Origin of the sequence: Prevotella veroralis DSM 19559 = JCM 6290, assembly GCF_000377625.1 — a bacterium.
Classification (GTDB): Bacteria; Bacteroidota; Bacteroidia; order Bacteroidales; family Bacteroidaceae; genus Prevotella; species Prevotella veroralis.
Genome location: NZ_KB898333.1, coordinates 21,975 through 41,679, shown reverse-complemented (window position 1 = coordinate 41,679; position 19,705 = coordinate 21,975). Strand labels below are relative to the sequence as shown.

16 protein-coding genes are annotated in these 19,705 nt (G+C 41.0%); 10 read left to right on the top strand and 6 right to left on the bottom strand.

What is annotated here, in order from left to right; genetic code table 11:
- Positions 1–9: 9 nt before the first annotated feature.
- On the bottom strand, positions 10–873 hold the full coding sequence (locus tag D464_RS0108725) for a helix-turn-helix domain-containing protein (RefSeq protein WP_018911065.1): 864 nt from the start codon (positions 871–873) through the stop codon (positions 10–12).
- A 187-nt stretch (positions 874–1,060) separates the two neighbouring features.
- Here D464_RS0108725 and D464_RS0108720 point away from each other — a divergent pair, with 187 nt between their 5' ends.
- The 8 genes from D464_RS0108720 to D464_RS0108680 all read left to right on the top strand — a co-directional run bounded on the left by D464_RS0108720 (position 1,061) and on the right by D464_RS0108680 (position 10,431).
- Positions 1,061–2,332: a TolC family protein gene (locus D464_RS0108720; protein WP_018911064.1), complete on the top strand. Its 1,272-nt coding sequence runs from the start codon at positions 1,061–1,063 to the stop codon at positions 2,330–2,332.
- Positions 2,333–2,345: 13 nt separating this feature from the next.
- Complete coding sequence (locus D464_RS0108715; protein WP_024985791.1) at positions 2,346–3,362, top strand: HlyD family secretion protein; 1,017 nt, start codon at positions 2,346–2,348, stop codon at positions 3,360–3,362.
- Between the two features lie 8 nt (positions 3,363–3,370).
- Positions 3,371–4,846 (top strand): ATP-binding cassette domain-containing protein, encoded by a 1,476-nt coding sequence (locus D464_RS0108710; RefSeq protein ID WP_026284672.1) that lies wholly within the window; start codon positions 3,371–3,373, stop codon positions 4,844–4,846.
- 201 nt (positions 4,847–5,047) lie between these two features.
- The gene (locus D464_RS0108700; RefSeq protein WP_018911061.1) at positions 5,048–6,106 is read left to right on the top strand and encodes an ABC transporter permease; all 1,059 of its coding nucleotides are present in this window, start codon (positions 5,048–5,050) and stop codon (positions 6,104–6,106) included.
- A gap of 7 nt (positions 6,107–6,113) precedes the next feature.
- On the top strand, positions 6,114–7,199 hold the full coding sequence (locus D464_RS0108695) for an ABC transporter permease (protein ID WP_018911060.1): 1,086 nt from the start codon (positions 6,114–6,116) through the stop codon (positions 7,197–7,199).
- Between the two features lie 118 nt (positions 7,200–7,317).
- Positions 7,318–9,405 carry a S8 family serine peptidase gene (locus tag D464_RS0108690; RefSeq protein ID WP_018911059.1) on the top strand — a complete coding sequence of 696 codons (2,088 nt, stop codon included), beginning with the start codon at positions 7,318–7,320 and terminating at the stop codon, positions 9,403–9,405.
- A 131-nt stretch (positions 9,406–9,536) separates the two neighbouring features.
- Entirely contained in the window at positions 9,537–10,025 is a 489-nt protein-coding gene (fldA, locus tag D464_RS0108685; RefSeq protein WP_009434925.1) for a flavodoxin FldA, read from the top strand.
- 46 nt (positions 10,026–10,071) lie between these two features.
- Positions 10,072–10,431, top strand: a complete 360-nt coding sequence (locus tag D464_RS0108680; RefSeq protein WP_009434826.1) for a DUF2023 family protein — start codon at positions 10,072–10,074, stop codon at positions 10,429–10,431.
- Between the two features lie 408 nt (positions 10,432–10,839).
- Here the strand turns inward: D464_RS0108680 and D464_RS0108675 are convergent, their stop codons facing one another.
- The 4 genes from D464_RS0108675 to D464_RS0108660 all read right to left on the bottom strand — a co-directional run bounded on the left by D464_RS0108675 (position 10,840) and on the right by D464_RS0108660 (position 17,148).
- Entirely contained in the window at positions 10,840–12,522 is a 1,683-nt protein-coding gene (locus D464_RS0108675) for a phosphoethanolamine transferase (RefSeq protein ID WP_051076969.1), read from the bottom strand.
- Between the two features lie 652 nt (positions 12,523–13,174).
- Positions 13,175–14,434 carry a nucleotide sugar dehydrogenase gene (locus tag D464_RS0108670; RefSeq protein ID WP_018911057.1) on the bottom strand — a complete coding sequence of 420 codons (1,260 nt, stop codon included), beginning with the start codon at positions 14,432–14,434 and terminating at the stop codon, positions 13,175–13,177.
- 105 nt (positions 14,435–14,539) lie between these two features.
- Positions 14,540–15,265 carry a nitroreductase family protein gene (locus tag D464_RS0108665; RefSeq protein ID WP_018911056.1) on the bottom strand — a complete coding sequence of 242 codons (726 nt, stop codon included), beginning with the start codon at positions 15,263–15,265 and terminating at the stop codon, positions 14,540–14,542.
- A 377-nt stretch (positions 15,266–15,642) separates the two neighbouring features.
- The gene (locus tag D464_RS0108660) at positions 15,643–17,148 is read right to left on the bottom strand and encodes a glutamine synthetase family protein (RefSeq protein ID WP_018911055.1); all 1,506 of its coding nucleotides are present in this window, start codon (positions 17,146–17,148) and stop codon (positions 15,643–15,645) included.
- Positions 17,149–17,277: 129 nt separating this feature from the next.
- Here D464_RS0108660 and D464_RS0108655 point away from each other — a divergent pair, with 129 nt between their 5' ends.
- Complete coding sequence (locus tag D464_RS0108655; protein ID WP_018911054.1) at positions 17,278–17,808, top strand: GNAT family N-acetyltransferase; 531 nt, start codon at positions 17,278–17,280, stop codon at positions 17,806–17,808.
- A 220-nt stretch (positions 17,809–18,028) separates the two neighbouring features.
- Here D464_RS0108655 and D464_RS0108650 read toward each other — a convergent pair whose 3' ends face one another.
- Positions 18,029–18,703 (bottom strand): MgtC/SapB family protein, encoded by a 675-nt coding sequence (locus D464_RS0108650; RefSeq protein WP_018911053.1) that lies wholly within the window; start codon positions 18,701–18,703, stop codon positions 18,029–18,031.
- Positions 18,704–19,010: 307 nt separating this feature from the next.
- Between D464_RS0108650 and D464_RS0108645 the strand changes: the two genes are divergently transcribed.
- Positions 19,011–19,649: a DUF4827 domain-containing protein gene (locus tag D464_RS0108645; RefSeq protein ID WP_018911052.1), complete on the top strand. Its 639-nt coding sequence runs from the start codon at positions 19,011–19,013 to the stop codon at positions 19,647–19,649.
- Positions 19,650–19,705 lie beyond the last annotated feature (56 nt).

The window sequence follows — 19,705 nt, the reverse complement described above, 5'->3', positions numbered from 1 at the left end:
TAAAGGAAATCACTTCATATCCTCTTGGTAAGCCTTCGGTGTCATTCCTGTTTCCCTCTTAAAGAATTTAGAGAAGGCTGATGCACTAGGGAAATGCAACTGATCAGCAATCTCATATCCCATCGCATTGTTTGTTTTCAATAGTAGTTTCGCCTCTTGGATAGTAGCCCGATTAATCCAATACATGACACTCTGCCCACTAGCTTTCTTAATGATTGCCGAGAGATAATGTGGTGTCACATGTAATTGTGACGCATAGAACGGAATAGAGCGTTCGCTCGTACAATGTTTGTGTACCAATCGTTTGAATTGCATAAAGACGTCTTGTGTACGAGTACTTTGGTCGTGCTTCTCACTTTCCTCGGCTATTTCCTTAATGTATTGTACGTCTGAAACAATCGATTGGAGTAGGTTTTGAACTGTCTTTCGCCGATAAGGTTTAAGTTGAAGGATGTCCCATGTAAGATAAATCATACGTAAAAGGCGGTCACACTCTGCTGGTGAAGCATTGAGGACAGCCTCATCAGTAAAGTTAATCCCCTCTCGGAAGACAATAGCAACTACTCGTGCATCATCTGAGACAGCTTTAGGTTCAATGATTGTATCAGAGGGGAGCAGCATTAAAGAACCTTTTTCAAGGTGATAGTCCTGCAAGTTAATGCAAATATCAGCCTGTCCCTGCATTGCAAGAACGAGGCGAGGTTCGATAATCTGATAGATCTTTCCTTCCTCAAGAAAACGTGTGTGCTGCAAGTGCCCATTGAGAACTACCACGACATCATCCGTCATCATGATTCGTTCCATCTGTTCTGACAATTCGTTAATATCGATATTATCCATCGAAAAAGGGTTGATGGTCTTGACTTCTCCCATAATATGTTCTTATTGTATGATTCGATTACAAAATTAGTATTAATCCTCTGAATGAAAGGCAGGAAAGCCCAGAAATCGTACAATATGACCATCTTTTCTGTGTATTTAATAACCAACCACTCCATCAAATAGACTATCTTTGTCAGCATCATAGATGTTAATTGGTTATGAAACGATAGAATAAGATATGAAGAAGAAAATATTAATTCTTGCATTATTAGCTTCGGCATCAGTTGCACAAGCACAGACATTAGACGAGTGTCAACGTGCTGCAGAGAAGCACTATCCCATTATCAAGCGTTATGACTTGATAGCAAAGACAACCGACTTAACGGTTAAGAACATTCAGAAAGGGTGGTTGCCACAGGTGACAGCAGCTGCCCAAGCTACTTATCAGAGTGCTGTTGCTGCATGGCCTGACCATCTGCAAAGTATGTTCCAGCAGGTAGGACTGAAGATGAAAGGTCTTAGGAAAGACCAATATAAGCTATCTATTGATGTACAGCAACCTATTTATGACGGTGGTGCTATCAGTGGTCAGCGTAAGATAGCCAGCCAGGAAGGAAAGGTGCAGGAGGCAGAGAACGAGGTAAACCTGTACCAGGTGCGAAGAAGGGTCAATGAGTTATACTTCTCACTCTTGCTTCTTGACGAACAAATCAAGCTCAATGACGACATCAAAACACTGCTACAATCAAGCGAGCAGAAACTCTCCGCCATGGTGAAAGGAGGTACGGCAGCAACAAGCGATTATGAGAATGTGCGGGCCGAACGGCTTAGCGCAGAACAAGCTAACGAGAGTCTGAAAGCACAGAAAGAGATGTTAAGTAGGATATTAAGCGTCTTCTGTGGTATTGAAGTCAACCACCTGCAGAAACCCCAAGCCCTTGACGCTACTGTATCAACGAATAGCCGACCAGAGATGAGGCTCTTTGACAATCAATTACACCTTTCTGAAGCCCAGGAGAAAGCCTTGGATGCACGATTAAAGCCACACTTAGGGCTTTTTGCACAAGGCTTTTATGGTTATCCAGGACTCAATATGTTTGAGGATATGATGCAACATAAATGGAGTCTGAACGGCTTAGTGGGCGTAAAACTATCGTGGAACATCGGTGCACTCTATACTCATAAGAATGATAAAGCAAGGCTCAGACTACAACGAGAACAAATAGAGAATGCACGAGAAGTATTCTTGTTTAACAACAGTATAGACGAGATACAACAGAAAGAGAATATCAATAGGTACCGCAAAATGATACAAAATGATGACGAAATCATCGACTTGCGCACCCATATTCGTAAGGCTGCTGAGTCAAAACTGGCTCATGGTATTATTGATGTAAATAGTTTGCTTAGAGAGATAAACAATGAGAACGCAGCCAAGTCACAGCAAGCTATACACGAGATTGATATGCTCAAAGAGATGTATAACCTAAAGTTCACCAACAACGAATAAAACAACTAAAGATATGAAAAAGCTTCTTTTAATAAGCCTCGGTGCTCTGATGATGGCATCATGTGCGAAAGACAAGAAAGACTATGACGCTACGGGGACATTTGAGGCTACTGAGGTAACAGTGTCGGCAGAGTCGACAGGACAGCTTGAGAACTTCAATGTGAGTGAAGGAGAGGTGTTGAATGGAGGTTTGACAGTGGGTCAGATTGATGCTCGACAGCTCACTTTGAAACGTGAACAACTGACGAGTAGCAACGAACAGCTCGCTGCCACACACGGACAATTAGCCGCTAACAAACGCCAGTTGGCTGCTAATCAGCAGGCAACGAGCAGCAAACAACTCGATTTGAAGAAGCAGGTAGCAGCCATCCGACAGCAGATTGCAAACCAGCAATGGGAGCGTCAACGCTTTGCAGAGCTTTTGCAAGACGGAGCCGTCGCTCGGAAGCAAGTTGATGACATAGACTATCAGATACAGGTATTGCTGAAACAACTTGCAGCCACAGAAGAACAGATAAGCAGTCAGAACACTTCTTTGGCCGAACAGAACAAAGGGATTACGGCACAGATGGAGGGTATAGACGCACAACAGGCTGGAATCAATGCTCAACAGGCTGGAGTACGTACACAACAAGCCCAACTCGACGACCAAATATCCCATACCTTCGTGCGAAGTCCGATTACAGGAACGGTCTTGGAGAAGTATGTTGAGGCTGGAGAGTATGTCCCTGTTGGTAAGCCACTCTTCAAGATTGCCGACACCAAGAGGATGTTTCTCCGTGCATACGTTACCTCCGAGCAATTGAAACGTGTGAAGATAGGACAGAAGGTAAAGGTTATGGCCGATTATGGGAAAGGTCAGAAGAAAACCTATAATGGGGTGGTCACCTGGATATCAAGCCGTTCAGAGTTTACACCAAAGACCATTGTTACGGACGACGAAAGGGCCGACTTGGTGTATGCCATTAAGATACAATTCACGAACGATGGCTATGTGAAGATAGGTATGTATGGTGAAGTGAAGTTTTAACAATGCTGATGAACGCAATAGAAGTAAACCAAGTATCTAAGCGATACGGCAAAGTACAAGCATTACAAGACGTCAGTTTTTCTGTAAGGAAAGGTGAGCTCTTCGGTGTTATAGGTCCAGATGGTGCGGGTAAGACGTCACTCTATCGCATTCTCTGTTCTTTGCTCCTTCCTAACGAAGGCTCCGTAAGGGTTGAGGGGTACGATGTCATACAGCAAATGAAGGAGATAAGAAAGCGGGTTGGATACATGCCTGGGAAGTTCTCACTCTATCAAGACTTAACAGTAGAGGAGAACCTCCACTTCTTTGCGACGCTCTTTGGTACCACAGTTGAGGAAAACTACGATGCTATCAAGGCTATCTATTCGCAGATAGAGCCCTTCAAAGATCGCAAGGCTGGGGCACTATCGGGTGGTATGAAGCAGAAGTTAGCTCTCTGCTGTGCTCTTGTTCATAAGCCGAGTGTCCTCTTCTTGGACGAGCCGACAACAGGTGTCGACCCTGTTAGCCGTAAGGAGTTATGGGACATACTCTCCCTACTAAAAGAGCGAGAGATAACCATCGTTGCCTCCACACCTTATCTTGATGAGGTGAGACGCTGTGAACGGGTGGCTTTCCTATCGGAAGGCAAGATAAGAGGTATTGGTTCGCCAGAGAAGATACTCCATGAATTTAGCGACACATTTAGTCCTCCAAACCTTGAACATGCTGATAAGCATGATAAAAACAAGGTGGGAAGTACTATAGAAAACGTTATTGAAGTGGAACATCTGGTAAAGGCTTTCGGCACTTTCCATGCTGTTGACGACATCTCCTTCACGGTGAGAAAGGGTGAGATCTTCGGTTTCCTTGGAGCCAACGGAGCAGGTAAAACAACAGCTATGCACATGCTCACAGGACTCAACCAGCCCACAAGTGGGACGGGAAGGGTTGTGGGATACGACATCCGAACAGACTATGAGCAAATAAAGAAGCACATTGGCTACATGAGTCAGAAGTTCTCTCTCTATGAAGACCTTACTGTGGCAGAGAATATCCGTCTGTTTGCGGGTATCTACGGAATGAACGATGAAGAGATTAAACACAAGACCGACGTTCTTCTCCAACGCCTGAACTTCTCGGAACATCGTGACACCTTAGTGTCCAGTCTGCCGTTAGGTTGGAAACAGAAGTTGGCCTTCTCGGTAAGTATCTTCCACTCTCCTGGTATCGTCTTCCTTGACGAACCGACTGGAGGAGTTGACCCAGCCACTCGTAGACAGTTCTGGGAATTAATCTATGATGCTGCTCAAAGAGGTATAACCGTCTTTGTTACGACTCACTATATGGACGAGGCTGAATATTGCGACCGTATCTCCATCATGGTTGATGGGAAGATTAAAGCCCTCGGAACACCCACGGAACTGAAACAGAAGTTCAATAAAGCCGATATTGACCAGGTCTTTACTTACTTAGCTCGACAGGCGAAGAGGAGTTCGGACTAAATCACATAAGACGTTACAGAATGTTCGCGAACAATTTTGAAAGAGTTCGCGAACAATCTGAAAAGAGTTCGCGAACAATTTTGAAAGAGTTCGCGAACAGTCTGAAAAGAGTTCGCGAACTATTTTTAGAAAGCTTAGGAGCTTTTGAAGAAATCGCTTAGAAAAGCATGACAACATGCAAAAAACAGACACCAACAAGCAATGAAACAATTTATATCATTCATCATCAAGGAAGCTAAACACATTGTTCGAGACAAACGAACAATGCTGATTCTCTTTGGAATGCCTATCATCATGATGCTTCTCTTTGGTTATGCCGTTACGAATGACGTGCGGAATGTGCGGACCGTGATTGTGATGAGTAACACTGATTACGTTACTCAACAGGCTGTCGACCGCTTATCAGCATCAGAGTATTTCACAATAACGCAGGTTGTTGCTACCCCTACAGAGGCTGAACAAGCTATCCGAGACCAAAAGGCCGACTTGGCTATCGTCTTTGGAGAGGACTATGCCAGCGGACATTCAGGCCTACAATTTATTGTTGATGGTGCCGACCCGAATATGGCGCAACAATGGACTCAATACGCCAATGCCATTATTACGAATCCAAATAATGGCTTAGTAAACACAAAACTACTGTATAACCCGCAAATGAAGTCGGCTTACAACTTCGTTCCTGCTATCATGGGAACACTATTGATGTTGGTGTGTGCCATGATGACTTCTATCTCTATTGTTCGTGAAAAAGAGAGGGGAACAATGGAGGTGCTGCTGGTATCGCCCGTTCGACCAATACTTATCATCATCGCAAAGGTCATTCCTTACTTGGTGCTTGCCTTCATCATCCTGATTGTCATCCTACTTATGGCAAACAGCTTACTCGGTGTTCCCGTACAGGGGTCGGTGTTCTGGATATTCGTTATCTCTACTATCTATATTCTCTTGGCCCTCTCATTAGGCTTACTCGTCTCTAACATTGCCAAGACACAGTTAGTTGCTTTGTTGTTATCAGCAATGGTACTGCTCATGCCTATCGTGATGCTTTCTGGTATGATCTTCCCTATTGAGTCGATGCCAAAGGTGTTACAATACGTTTCGACTATCATTCCGACACGTTATTATACCAGTGCTATGCGCAAACTAATGATTATGGGGGTGGGAGTAAGACAAGTGATGCACGAGATGATAGTCTTAATTTGTATGCTCATCGGCCTGCTCGGACTATCACTCGCCATGTTTAACAAACGATTAGAGTAATTTCATTATGACACTGAAATATCTTCTACGAAAGGAGTTCACACAGATTCGACGCAACCCGTTCCTTCCCCGCCTCATTGTTATGTTCCCCGTCATGATTATGTGTATCATGCCTTGGGTCATGAATATGGAGGTGAAGAATGTTGTTGTGGATGTAGTAGACAATGATAGGTCTACTCTTTCACAACAGTTGGTACATGAGATTGCAGCCAATAACTACTTCTCTTTTCACGGACAACAGCCTTCCTATACCGCAGCCCTCAATGACATTGAACATTCTGAGGCTGACATCGTTGTGGTGATACCCCAACATTATAGTCATGACCTGACCTTGGGCAACAAGCCGCAAGTGCTCATAGCCGCTAATGCCGTTAATGGAACGAAGGGGTCGATAGGGTCTGTTTACCTCTCACAGATGGTGACGGCCAATGCTGTCCCTACTTTACAGGCGTTGCAAACGAGCGTTTCTACGTTCTATCTCTTCAATAGACAGCTGAGCTATAAGCGTTATATGATTCCCGCACTATTTGCGATAATAATGATGATGATGACAGGCTTTCTGCCAACACTGAATATTGTCGGTGAGAAGGAGTCTGGTACAATTGAACAGATCAATGTGACACCAGTAAATAAATGGACGTTTATACTTGCAAAGTTAATCCCCTATTGGCTGATAGCCTTCTTCGTTATCACTGTTTGTCTACTGTTGTCATGGGCTTTATACGACATTACTCCTGTGGGTAATGTGGCCCTTATCTATCTCTTAGCGATGTTGTTAGCCCTCTTCTTCTCGTCCTTTGGCTTGATAATATCCAACTACTCGGACACAATGCAGCAAGCCATACTTGTCATGTGGTTCTTTGTTGTGATACTCCTCTTGCTCTCTGGGCTCTTTACTCCTACTCGTTCAATGCCAGTTGCAGCTTACCTCACTACATACGTCAACCCAGTAAGCTACTTCATAGATGCGATGCGCACTGTATTCATTCGTGGTGGAAACTTAAAGAGTATCTTACATCAGATCCTCGCACTCCTTGGCATCGGTCTTGTCATGGGTTGTTGGGCTGTACAAAGCTATAAGAAGAATCATTAGACAAACCCTTTGTTTATCTCATTTATTTTTTGTTCCTTTGCAAGGTGAATAATCATGAATAAAGAAGATGGTGATGATATTATTGCCACGAATAGATTAACCCGTAAATAAGAAATAAATGTATAGGATTCTTTTATCCCTCATCTTTTTGTTATCAGTGTGCAAACTCGAAGCACAGAGACCCTCTTTTGATAAGATGTCGCCCTTTGTGCGGGAAGCAATGGTGGATGAATTGACAACAAGACGACTCACTCGTTCTGTTGGTGATCAGCGTATATTGACAGCATTTGTGTGTATCAATGGAGATGCGGAGAAGGTCTTGCATAGATATGGATGTCGTGAGTTAGCACGTGTCGGGGACATTAGTATAGCTGCTATTCCACTTGATAAACTAGGCGAACTGTCGCTTTGTAAGCAGGTAACTAAGATAGAATCGGGCAAACGGTGTAGTGTTCAAATAGATACAACAGCGGTAGTGATTAATGCTCTGCCTGCTCAACAAGGAGTTGATTTCTCACAGGCTTATACGGGGAAAGGCGTTGTTGTGGGTGTACAAGATATTGGTTTCGATCTGACACATCCTACTTTCTATTCTGCAGATATGAGTAGATATCGCATTAAGGCAATGTGGGATCAGTTGTCAAAGGATAGTGTCGGCACAGGACTTTATGTAGGTCGTGACTATGTGGGAGAGCAGGCTTTATTGCAAGTTGGGCATCCCGTTGATGGCTTGACAGAGACGCATGGAACGCATACAGCAGGTATAGCTGCAGGAAGTGGGGCAGAGGGTAATGGTGTGGTATCGCCTTATCGCGGTATTGCTTATGATGCCGATTTGGTCTTAGTGGATAATGCTGCTGGTGATAATGTTAAGTATATAGATCCAAAAGACTATTATAAATTCACCTATGCAACCGATGCTTTGGGTTTTAAATACATCTTCGATTATGCCGACCAACATCATAAGCCATGTGTAATAAACTTCAGTGAAGGAAGCACGCAGGATATTCATGGTTATGATCAATTATATTATGAATTACTCTCGTCACTGACAGGACCTGGGCATATCATTGTATCTTCAGCAGGAAATAACGGTGCAAAGCGTTCTTATATACATAAGCCAGCTGGGCAGGAGAAGGCAGGAACCTTTCTTATTGGCGAACCGAATACGGCTTCTGTTACATGTACATCGGTAAAGCCATTTGTCTTCCGTACTACTATATATAATGTGGCAAATGGTCCGAAAGTATTTGATATTCCTACAACAAAGGTGTGTGCTGCTCGCGATTCATTGTTTACGGACTCTGTTGTTATTGATGGAAAGAAGTATTTGTGGAAGGTTCTTGCCTATCCAAATAGTTATAACCACACAAAGACAGCCTATGACTTTCTCATTAAGTCTACCGCTTTAGGACAGAGTACGAGTGTATCCTTGCAATTAGTAGGGAGGGATGCTGACATCGAACTCTATCGTATGTCTGGTGACCTGCAAACCAATTCTTTGGCTCCAAGTCTCAATGCTGGTGAATTTACACATAGTATCTTTTCGCCGTCAAGTGCATCATGTGTCATATCTGTTGGAGCGACAGGCTATTGCACAAGTTTTATAAACTATTTGGGTGAGAAGAAGGTTTATAATAATGGTGAACATGGTGCTCGTGCACCTTTTTCAGCCGTTGGACCAACCTTTGATGGTCGAGTGAAACCAGATGTTATGGCACCTGGACAGAATATAATTTCTGCTTATAGCTCATTCTATATTAGTACTCCAACGAGGGAGGATGGCTCTGCTAAGAATGATATTAAGAGTGATGTCCGCCACTTTGAGTATAATGGTCGCACGTATGCATGGAATGCGAATGCGGGTACATCAATGTCTGCTCCAGTTGTTACAGGTGCTATCGCATTATGGTTAGAGGCTAATCCAAAGTTGACACCAGAGGATTGTCTAGACATCTTCAAGCAGACTTGTACGCATCATGATACGTCACTTTCTTATCCTAATAACCTCTATGGATATGGTCAGATAGATGTAACTAAGGGCTTGAAGGAGGTTTTGCGCAAACAAGCATTAGGTATTACGAAGATAGAAAAGGTAGTGCCAGATGACCATATATACCTTTTAGATGGACGATGTGTTGGTACTTCGATAGAGAATCTACCCAAAGGTATATACATAAAGAATGGCAGAAAGTTCGTAAAGTGAAACTTACAGCTCCCTAAAAGTAGGTATTTTGCATAAACCATTACTTTTAGGTATTGCAGATAATAGTTTTTCATCGTATCTTTGCAATCGTAAATAATAAACAAACAAGAAATTAAATCAATAAAAGAAATATGAAGAAGACAATTGTTGTTTACGGTTCATCAACCGGTACATGTGAAGCTATTGCAAACACAATCGCTGAGAAGTTAGGTGTTGAAGCTATTAACGTATCAGACTTTAATGCTGATGTTGTAGCAGAAAATGATAATCTTATCCTTGGTACTTCAACATGGGGTGCAGGTGAATTACAGGACGATTGGTATGATGGTATCAATGTTTTGAAAGAAGCCGACCTATCTGGTAAGACTGTAGCAATCTTTGGCTGTGGTGATGCTGAAAGCTATTCTGATACTTTCTGCGGTGGTATGAAGGAGATTTATGACGCTGCACAAGGTGCTAACATCCTCCCAGGTGTATCAACAGATGGTTATACATTCGATGATAGCGAGGCTGTTGTTGATGGTAAGTTTGTTGGTCTTGCATTGGACGATGTTAACGAGGATGACCAAACAGAAGGTCGTATCGATGCATGGTTAGAAGCTATCAAGCCAGCATTGTAATCTAGCAAGAAGATTTATCTTACATTATATAGAAGGGATAACTATGATGACGGATATGATGACAGCCGATATGAAGGTCTTGATGAATCACATCTATGAGTATCAGAAAGGGGTTCGACAGATGGTTCTCTATACTTGTAACAAAAAGTATGAGGCATTCGCAACACTCCGACTTGAGCATCAGAATATCCCTTATATCATTCAACCAGTTGGCAAAGATCGCATGAATCTGTTCTTCGGACGCAAGGAATGCCTTGATGCCATTCGGTTAATGGTAACGAAACCCCTTAACCAACTATCACCCGAAGAAGACTTTATTCTCGGTGCAATGTTGGGTTATGACATACGTGTGCAGTGCGAGCGGTACTGCGAGCGCAAGTGTCGCACTTGCAAATGTGCGACATAAGCCATAATTATTAAGTGATAATCTTGTTCGCGAAATAAATTATTTCATAATGTTTTTGTATTATAAATGGGCTTGTCGTGAGATAAGCCCTTTTAGTATTTAAGGCTTTCCTCTATAAAATAATAACACTGAATGATTGCTCATTTGGTGCTATTATCTTTTAGAAATAGTTATGTTGTCGTCCTATTCTTTTCGATCTATTAATATCTAATAAACCTCTTTCTTAAATAATTATGAGTATTATCATACTCATTTATATGACTATATGCTTTATCATTAAGAGAGCCTGTTCATACGCAGAACACTTCATAGTAGTTGTATGTATCGTCCATCCTATACGTTTTACAAGTGATTTCTATAATGTTATATTGTCTTTAGATATTTCTCAAAAGGAAGTATCCATTATAGTTAATCTTTTGTAGGCTTATAAGAATCGTAGTCAATCGTATTTAATACAATTCTATGCCTTCTCTTGTTATACTTTGTATTAAGAAAATCTCTTTGCGGTTTATACCATGCAGTTTGCATTCCTCCAATACTAAGAATTGTATGAGCAACATCATCTGTTATAATAGGTGTGTGTTTGTTTGCCACTGCTTTATTGTAAATATCTTTATGTTTTCTCTTATAGGAGTTAGACATCCATATCATCAATGGAACTCTAATCTGATATTTTAAGTTTGGCGAAAGTGCAGCATTCCCATGTCCATTGTAGTCTCGAAGTTCAAATACTTCTTCTCCATGGTCTGAGAAATAAATGAGAATGCTGTTAGTATCCTTAAACTTGTTAATTAATGATGTAATAACGAAGTCATTGTATAATGTGGCATTGTCATATTGGGCGATTAATGTTCTTTGTCTTTCATTCCAACGATCTTTATTGTATTCTTTTGCTTGGAATTTATTCCACTTTGGGGGATAACGTTGTGTATAAGTATAATGTTGTCCCATTAGATGAATAATATATAAAGAAGGTTCCCTTGATACTTTTATGGAACGAATAAGTTCTTCATCATATAAATAACCTTTACGATTACGAGTTGTAAACATTAATTTAGATAGAATGGGATCTGATAAGAAGTTTATTCCACCAACGAAGTATTGATTATCATAACAATGAGTCGTGTATGTCCCATTTTTATATACGGCAGGAAATAATGGTGTGCTATTGAATCCTATATGTAAAGAGTCTAAGGAAAAGACGGATTCCATAGCACCATGAGTGTGATCATCTACGGAAACAGCATTATCAAAAGGAATTAAATTACCTTCAGCTTCCATTCGTTTTAGGTTTGGAGTAGTATTATATTTGTAACCAAATATTCCTGAATGATATATAGAAGCAGATTCTCCAATAAGAACTACCACGTTTGGTTTATCAGTAAAATCTTGTGAGACAGGAATTTTATCACATATGGTGTAAAGGTGTTTTATATCATTTAGTCGTTGCTTTGATACCTGATAAGAATATGCAATACGAGTGATTGATGTGTATTGTGGTATAGTAAATCCATTATGAAATTTGATATAGCTGAAAACCATGAATCCCCAAGTTATAAACCCTATAGCTGATGTGATCGCGAAGATATTGTGTGTCCATTTCTTGTTTGCTATGATGTTAGATAAGAAAAATAATATTCCATGCATTAAGAGAATACAGATAATCCCTACAGATACTATTCCGAACGTTAAGTATGTTTGAAGAAATTCTTTTGTTTCTTTTGGAGTTGTTTCTCTTAAAATATCCAGCTTATCTTGGTTGAAAGTTGTTTGGAAATTAAAAATACAGAAATAGTCTGTGAGAATAAGTAGAGTGTAACATAATACAGTAACAATCAAAAACAATCTCCCCAAGATTCTATTTTTGTTGAGACAATTAAATATTATATTTTCTAATAAGGCTATCGTACTTGACAAGCACACCATTAATAAGATGGCGAAGAGAGGATGATAAGTATAGGCGTAGGTGCAGTTTGAAATAAGATTAATTAGGAGGAGGTAGATAAAAACTCTTCCCTCAAACTGGTGGAGGAATAAAGACAATAACTTTCTTTGTTGTTTACAGGAGCATTTAGGAGTTTGTCTTGTCATAATTAATTTTTTATCAGTTTCTAAGATCATTCGTATAGGTTTATATAAAAAGAGTGGGGAACTATTGAATGTTATTCTACACGAAGTTTTGGATTGCTTTTCACCGAATAACAAACAATATCCAACTGCATTAAGATATATTATACCCTTGGTGTAAGGGAACAATAATCTAAGCGTGAGCGTATTGCCATTATCCTTGGTAGTTGAAACTTCCACATTTCGGACGAAGGATAATATCAAACTCTCTTTTTAAAGTGTTAGACTCGTTATAACGTACACCTGCGCACAGATATACTGAAAGTCTGTTTGCAAAGATAGGTAAATTTTATTATAAAAGACTTTATTTCTATAAAAACTTTAGGTAATTTCGTTTATATTGAAGTGATAGTATCTTTTTTTAAAAACGATAGTACTTTTTCATTGAAACGATAGTACCTTTTTCTGGAAGCGATATTTGCTTTTGATACTTTCAATACTTAGAAACGTCAGATTTAGTTTTTGTTTGTGTTGCTGTCATATTAACATTTGTGTTTAAGTCATTGATTGTTAGAATGGTATTAGGCCATTGTGTGTGATAGAAGTGACAGCAAAAATGAAAAAACACCAAATGATTACTCACTTGGTGCTTGCTATTTCGGGGGAGAAAGGAGTATTAATCCCGTCTGAAGATATCTCTTGTATAGACTTTTTCTTTCACGTCATCCAAGCATTTGTCATATCGGTTCGCAATGATTGCATGGCAACGTTGCTTGAAATCATTAAGATTATTGACTACCAAACTACCAAAGAAAGTGGCACCATCTTCGAGTGTTGGCTCATAGATAATGACCTGTGCTCCCTTTGCTTTAATGCGTTTCATGACTCCTTGGATTGAACTTTGGCGGAAGTTATCACTATTCGACTTCATCGTTAGGCGGTATACTCCGATGATACATTCCTTCTCTTCATCGGGGTTATAATCGCCTCGATCGTAATAATCATAGTAACCAGCTGTGTGTAATACTTGGTCGGCAATAAAGTCCTTACGTGTGCGATTGCTTTCTACGATTGCCTGGATAAGATTCTCGGGAACATCTGCGTAATTAGCAAGCAACTGCTTCGTATCCTTTGGTAAACAATATCCGCCATATCCAAATGATGGATTGTTATAGAAAGAGCCGATACGTGGATCGAGGCAAACTCCTTGGATAATGTTTGATGTGTTGAGTCCTTTCACTTCTGCATAAGTGTCCAACTCGTTGAAATAACTTACACGTAATGCAAGGTAGGTATTGGCGAATAGCTTTACAGCTTCGGCCTCGGTAAGTCCCATGAAGAGGGTAGGGATATTCTCTTCGATAGCTCCTTCTTGTAATAATTGGGCAAAAAGATGAGCGGCGCGATCGAGTCGCTCGTTACCTTCTGGGCGTCCAACGATGATACGACTAGGATAAAGATTATCATACAAAGCCTTACTTTCACGCAGAAACTCTGGTGCAAAGAGAATATTCTCGCAGTTATATTTAGTTCGAATGTTCTCTGTGTAGCCCACAGGAATGGTAGACTTAATCACCATGATGGCATTAGGATTTACCTTCTTCACCACTTCGATGACTTCTTCCACATGACGTGTATCAAAGTAATTCTTGACAGGATCATAGTTTGTTGGTGTGGCGATGACTACAAAGTCGGCATCTTTATAAGCTGTCTCTGCATCCATCGTAGCTGTAAGATTCAGTTCCTTTTCAGCCAAATACTGCTCAATATAATCATCTTGAATCGGTGAACGACGATTGTTAATCAGCTCAACTTTCTCCTTTATTACGTCAACAGCCGTTACTTGATGGTGCTGGCTCAATAACGTAGCAATGCTGAGACCGACATAACCAGTCCCAGCAACAGCAATCTTTAAGTCTTTTATATCCTTATCCATGTCTATTGTTCAGATTATTTGCAAAGATACTTCTTTTCTCTGGAAAGCATAAAAGAAGATGATAAAAACTTATTCTTCCGTTATAGACATGTATCGAATGAACCCTTAAACGTGGTGATATGTTTCTTTGAAAGGACGACGATAACGGGCACCCCATACGCCATCAGTTGCACGGATACCACAGGTAATGACCATACTAACCTCTGCGTTGTAAGGAAGATTTAATGCTTTCTTTACCAAAAGACTATCGAACCCTTCAAGAGGACAGGTGTCATAGCCAGCCTCACTCATAGCCAACATAAATGTCTGAGCGGCTAATGCGCAACTCTTATGTACGCTGACACGCAGGTCACCTTCGCTTACTTGTCGCATCATAGGGCGGAATAATCCAACACATTGAGCCAATGTCTTACGGACAAGTCCCCACAATCCGAAGCAACGAGAGTAAAGAAAAGGTATTAATTTAGTGTAATACATCTCCTGTTTCTTTATGCGATTCTCTTGTTTCTCGGTGGGACTATAACTCTTGATATTGTTTCTTTCAAATGCAAGTGCTGCTTGCGCATGTTGTTTATATTGGTCTTGGCGAGTGACAAACACAACCATCTGTTGTACTGAACGTGCTGATAACTGATCCAAACAAGCATGGGATAACTCCTTCAAAACATTCTTATCCGTGACATGATAAGCCTCCCAAAGTTGCATGTTAGAACTTGTTGGAGCTAAGGTTGCCTGTTCTATACAATTTCTTACTACTTCTTTATCAATTGGCTTATCAGCATCATAATGTCTAACAGCCCTTCTGTGATTCAAAATGTCCAGTAAACTCATTATCTTTTAAACTTTGATTTGCATATAGAAAAGCAAAGTATGTGCCAAACAGTAGGGACAGACGCCCTCGTCTGTCCGCCCATTTACCCCTGATTAGTTAATAAGGAATATTCTATTTAGTGGACAGACGAGGGCGTCTGTCCCTACTGTTTGGCGTTGTCTACATAAGGAATGAGTATATTCTAAATGTGAAGAGTACTTTTCTTATATTCCTGTAGAATGCCAAGTCGTATTTAATGAAGGTACTACAAAGTATGTATTGCAATCTTATGTCTATGTGTCAAGAGAGGATAAAGGAGTTTAGAATAAAAGAGAATCCCAGGTAACTCATTTGTTATCTGGGACTCGTTCTATAGGGAAAGACCTATTTATGGATATTATCCGCAGTGGAAGTACTGACGAACAAGCTTTTCCATCATCATTTCTTTACCTTCAATATCCTGACGCAAAGTGCGATCGTTGAAGGAACGAAGTTGTTTGATGATACCATCAATCATAGCAGAAGAGAATACATCATGCTCTTCATAAACCTTACGTTGACGCTCTAAGCAATCAGCTGACGCCGCACAACTATCAGGTAATTGCGCTAAGGTGGCATAACGCTCGGCATTCTTTGGATCGTGAATATCACCATCTGCGAAGGTTCTTTCGGCTTCTTCTTCTGCATTAGCCATCTCGAAACCATGACGACAAGCAACACAAAGACCAGCCAAAAGCTGATAGATGTCAGCAGAAGCGTCTGGTGAACGCATCTCAACAGTTTGTTTACCAGAGTAATCACGCTGTGTGAGTGGCTCAATCTCATTGGCTTTATGGCACATATCCTCACCTGAAGTCCAGCCTAAAGGCACACGAACCAGTACAGAACGATTGCTCATACCCCAGCAAACATTCGTTGGAGCCTCCTGATGTGGCACGAGGCGGAAGTAAGATGTTGGGTTTTTATTGCCGAAGGCAGTGATACTCTCTGCCAGATCCATCATACCAGCAATAGCCTTGCGAGCGTCCAATGACAACTTACCATTGTCTAACATCATGTTCTTTCCATCCTTCATTATGCGCATGTGGATGTGCATTCCTGAACCCGCCTTACCCACTGTTATCTTCGGAGCAAAGGTCACATCGAGTCCTTCTTCATATCCAAGACTACGAATAATCCACTTAGCAATGAGCAACTGTTCGGCACATTCATTGGCAGGAACAGGCAAGAACTCTATTTCGTTCTGCTCATAACAGCGTCCATTCTCAACGAAGTTGCCCACTTCAGAGTGCCCGTATTTGATCTTTCCACCACATTCTGCAATCAACTGCATAGCACGCATGCGGAAGTCATTACCCTTTGCAAAAGGTGAACTCTCGTGATATCCATGCTGATCATCAGCCGGGAAAACACCTTCATCATCGCGGATAACATAGTATTCCAACTCTCCCATTGCATGGAACTCCATGCCTGTAACCTTCTTAAAGGCAGCCATTGCCTTGCAAAGAGTGTGCTCGGGTGATGATGCGAGAGGGTTTCCATCACGATCAAAGAATGAGCAGAGCATACAAAGAGTAGGTATTTCTGAGAACGGATCAATGAATGCCGTTGAGAAACGAGGCATAACATAAAGGTCACTACTAGCCGCAGCTATAAAGCTGAAAAGTGACGATCCGTCCACACGTTCACCACTGGTTAGGATTGTCTCCAAGTACTCTGGTGAGTGAAGCATAAAGTTTAAGGTCTTCAATCGACCATCACCAGCGGGATACATAAAGTTTATCATTCTGATGTTCAAGTCACTTACAACCTGCTTGATGTCATCTTTTGTAAACTCGTGTGCATTCTTTTTAAGGTGCGCCTCCAGCCTATTAGCTGAGCGCAAAGTAAGGTTATTCTCCATTGTCTATGCTTGTTAAAGTTAGTATTCGATTCTGGGAGCAAAAATACATATTAATTTTCTCATTCGCAATTATCTTTGATGTTTTCTTCATATCTTTGTATTAACGTTTTATAAAAGTGATATAATCGTATGCAGAAAATAGATTCTGAGCACTATTCTGATAGGCGAACTATTCGCAAAGCAAGTATGGATGACTTACCAATTATTATGGATTTTCTGCGGCAGGGAAGGGAGAAGATGATAGCAGCTGGTAATCTTAATCAGTGGAGAAAGGGCTATCCTGCGCAACAGACAATAGAGCAGGATATACAGAGAAACGGCTCTTTCTTGCTTTGTGAGAATGATAATCCCATTGCAACTTTTGCTTTCTTGCCGGGACCAGAGCCCACCTATTCTTATATAGAAGGTGGTCATTGGTTGGATGATAGTCCGTATTATGTTATTCATCGAGTGGCTTCTATGGATGGAGTTCATGGTATTATGGCGGACATCATCGCCTATTGTTCTTCCGTAGCTCATGCTCTTCGCATAGATACTCATGCTGATAATCGCCCCATGCAAAAGGCTTTGTCTCGTCTAGGCTTTGCTTATTGTGGTGTCATTTACTTACAAAGTGGGGACAGCCGAATGGCATTCCAGAAGATTACAAGTGCTTTGTAATACTTCTCCAAGTGCTTTGTAATGGTATTACAAGCCTCTTGTACAGATTCTGGAGATGGTGGTTTCAAGTTGACAAGTTTACGAGTAAACAAGTAGACGAGTTGTTTGGCAGGTTGACAAGTAAACGAGTAAACCAGTAAACGGGTTGTTTGTTCTATTGGAAATGAGGCTATTCACTCCCCTCTCTATTCGGAGAGGGGGCGGGGGGGAGGCTTCTTCTCTATTCCATACTCTCCACCGTTACATCTTTAAACTCCGCCATGAAGTTGAGTAAATGACTTTGATAGTGGTTCCTTTTAAGCTTCATTTCCATTGTTACAACGTAATAATAGCCTGATGATGTGTCCTTACGATTCATCTCATAGGAGTCTATTATCACCTCTTTCTCACGTAATTGCTGTAGGACAAGCTGAATATTTTGCTCTTTAGGAGTGCTGAATGTAACGTTAATATTGCGTGTTCCGAAGCGTTGCAGGATGAAGTAAAGAGCTTCCAAACATAAGATAACAAGTATAGTTGTTGCGATGGAGAGTACGTACATACCTGCTCCTGCTGTCATACCGATGGCAGATGTCACCCATAAACCAGCCGCTGTGGTGAGTCCACGCACCACATGTTTCTGAAAGATAATCGTTCCGGCACCAATAAAACCAATGCCTGTTACCACTTGCGAAGCGATACGACTGGGGTCAAGGGATATGTGTTCGTGTAGACTTAACGCATCATTGAAGCCGAACTGAGATAGAATCATAAACAAACCACTGCCCAACGCCACCAAGAAATGCGTTCGAAAGCCTGCTTCTTTAGCACGATATTCACGTTCAAGACCGATTGCTCCCCCCAACATAGCTGCTATGAACAGCCGTAATATGAATTCAGATGTTGTTATATCCATGATGTGTATGCTTTATATATGTATAGGTCTTCACTGCAAATATACGAAAATAATAATGTAACATACATCTTTCTCTGCTAAAAATCACTTATAGGTAGTTCGTAGAACCCTGTTCTATGAAACGAAACTCATATAAGCCTTACTCTTAATAGAGGCTTGATAAGAGCGGATAACCAACTTATGATAACGATGATAGCAGGCTGGCAAGGTTGATTTAATATATTTTCTAATATTGAATAAGTCCTTTCTAAAATACTTTTCTTACCTTTGCAAGATATAATTAAACGATAGAAACGAACGAAAACGAATGAAGAAGATATCATTTCTCATAGCCATGTTGGCTGTAATACTCGCTTTTGATTCATGTAGTAAGGGTGAGACTTATGCAGACCAGCTCGATAGAGAGAAGAAAGCAATTAGTAAGTATATCATCAAGCATGGCATTAATGTCATCACAGAAGATGCGTTTGAGAAGCAGAATTTTACGACAAATACTACCAAAAACCAGTATGTCCTCTTTAAGAATACGGGCGTTTATATGCAGATAGTAGACAAGGGAACAGGTAGTCCTATTAAGCAAGGTGAGACCGCAACAGTGCTTTGTCGCTTCCGTGAAGACAATGTTCTTCGTGACACCTTACAGCTTACGAATAATATTCTCTACTATGGACGTTGGGTCGATAAGATGTCGGTGACAAACACAAGTGGCACTTATACGGCTTCGTTCGATCCATCTTCTAGTGTGATGTATAATATTTATAAGACAGCATCAGTGCCTTCTGGTTGGCTCGTACCATTACCTTATATAAAGATAGGACGTATCACTTCTGCTACCTCAACACTGGCACATGTGAGGCTAATCGTCCCATCACAACAAGGGCAGATATCAGCGTCTCGCAATGTTTATCCATGTTTTTATGATATAACCTATCAGCGTGGTCTCTAACGGCTAACACTTTGACATATAATAGAGAACGCTCAAGCGCACTCAAAAAGATATTT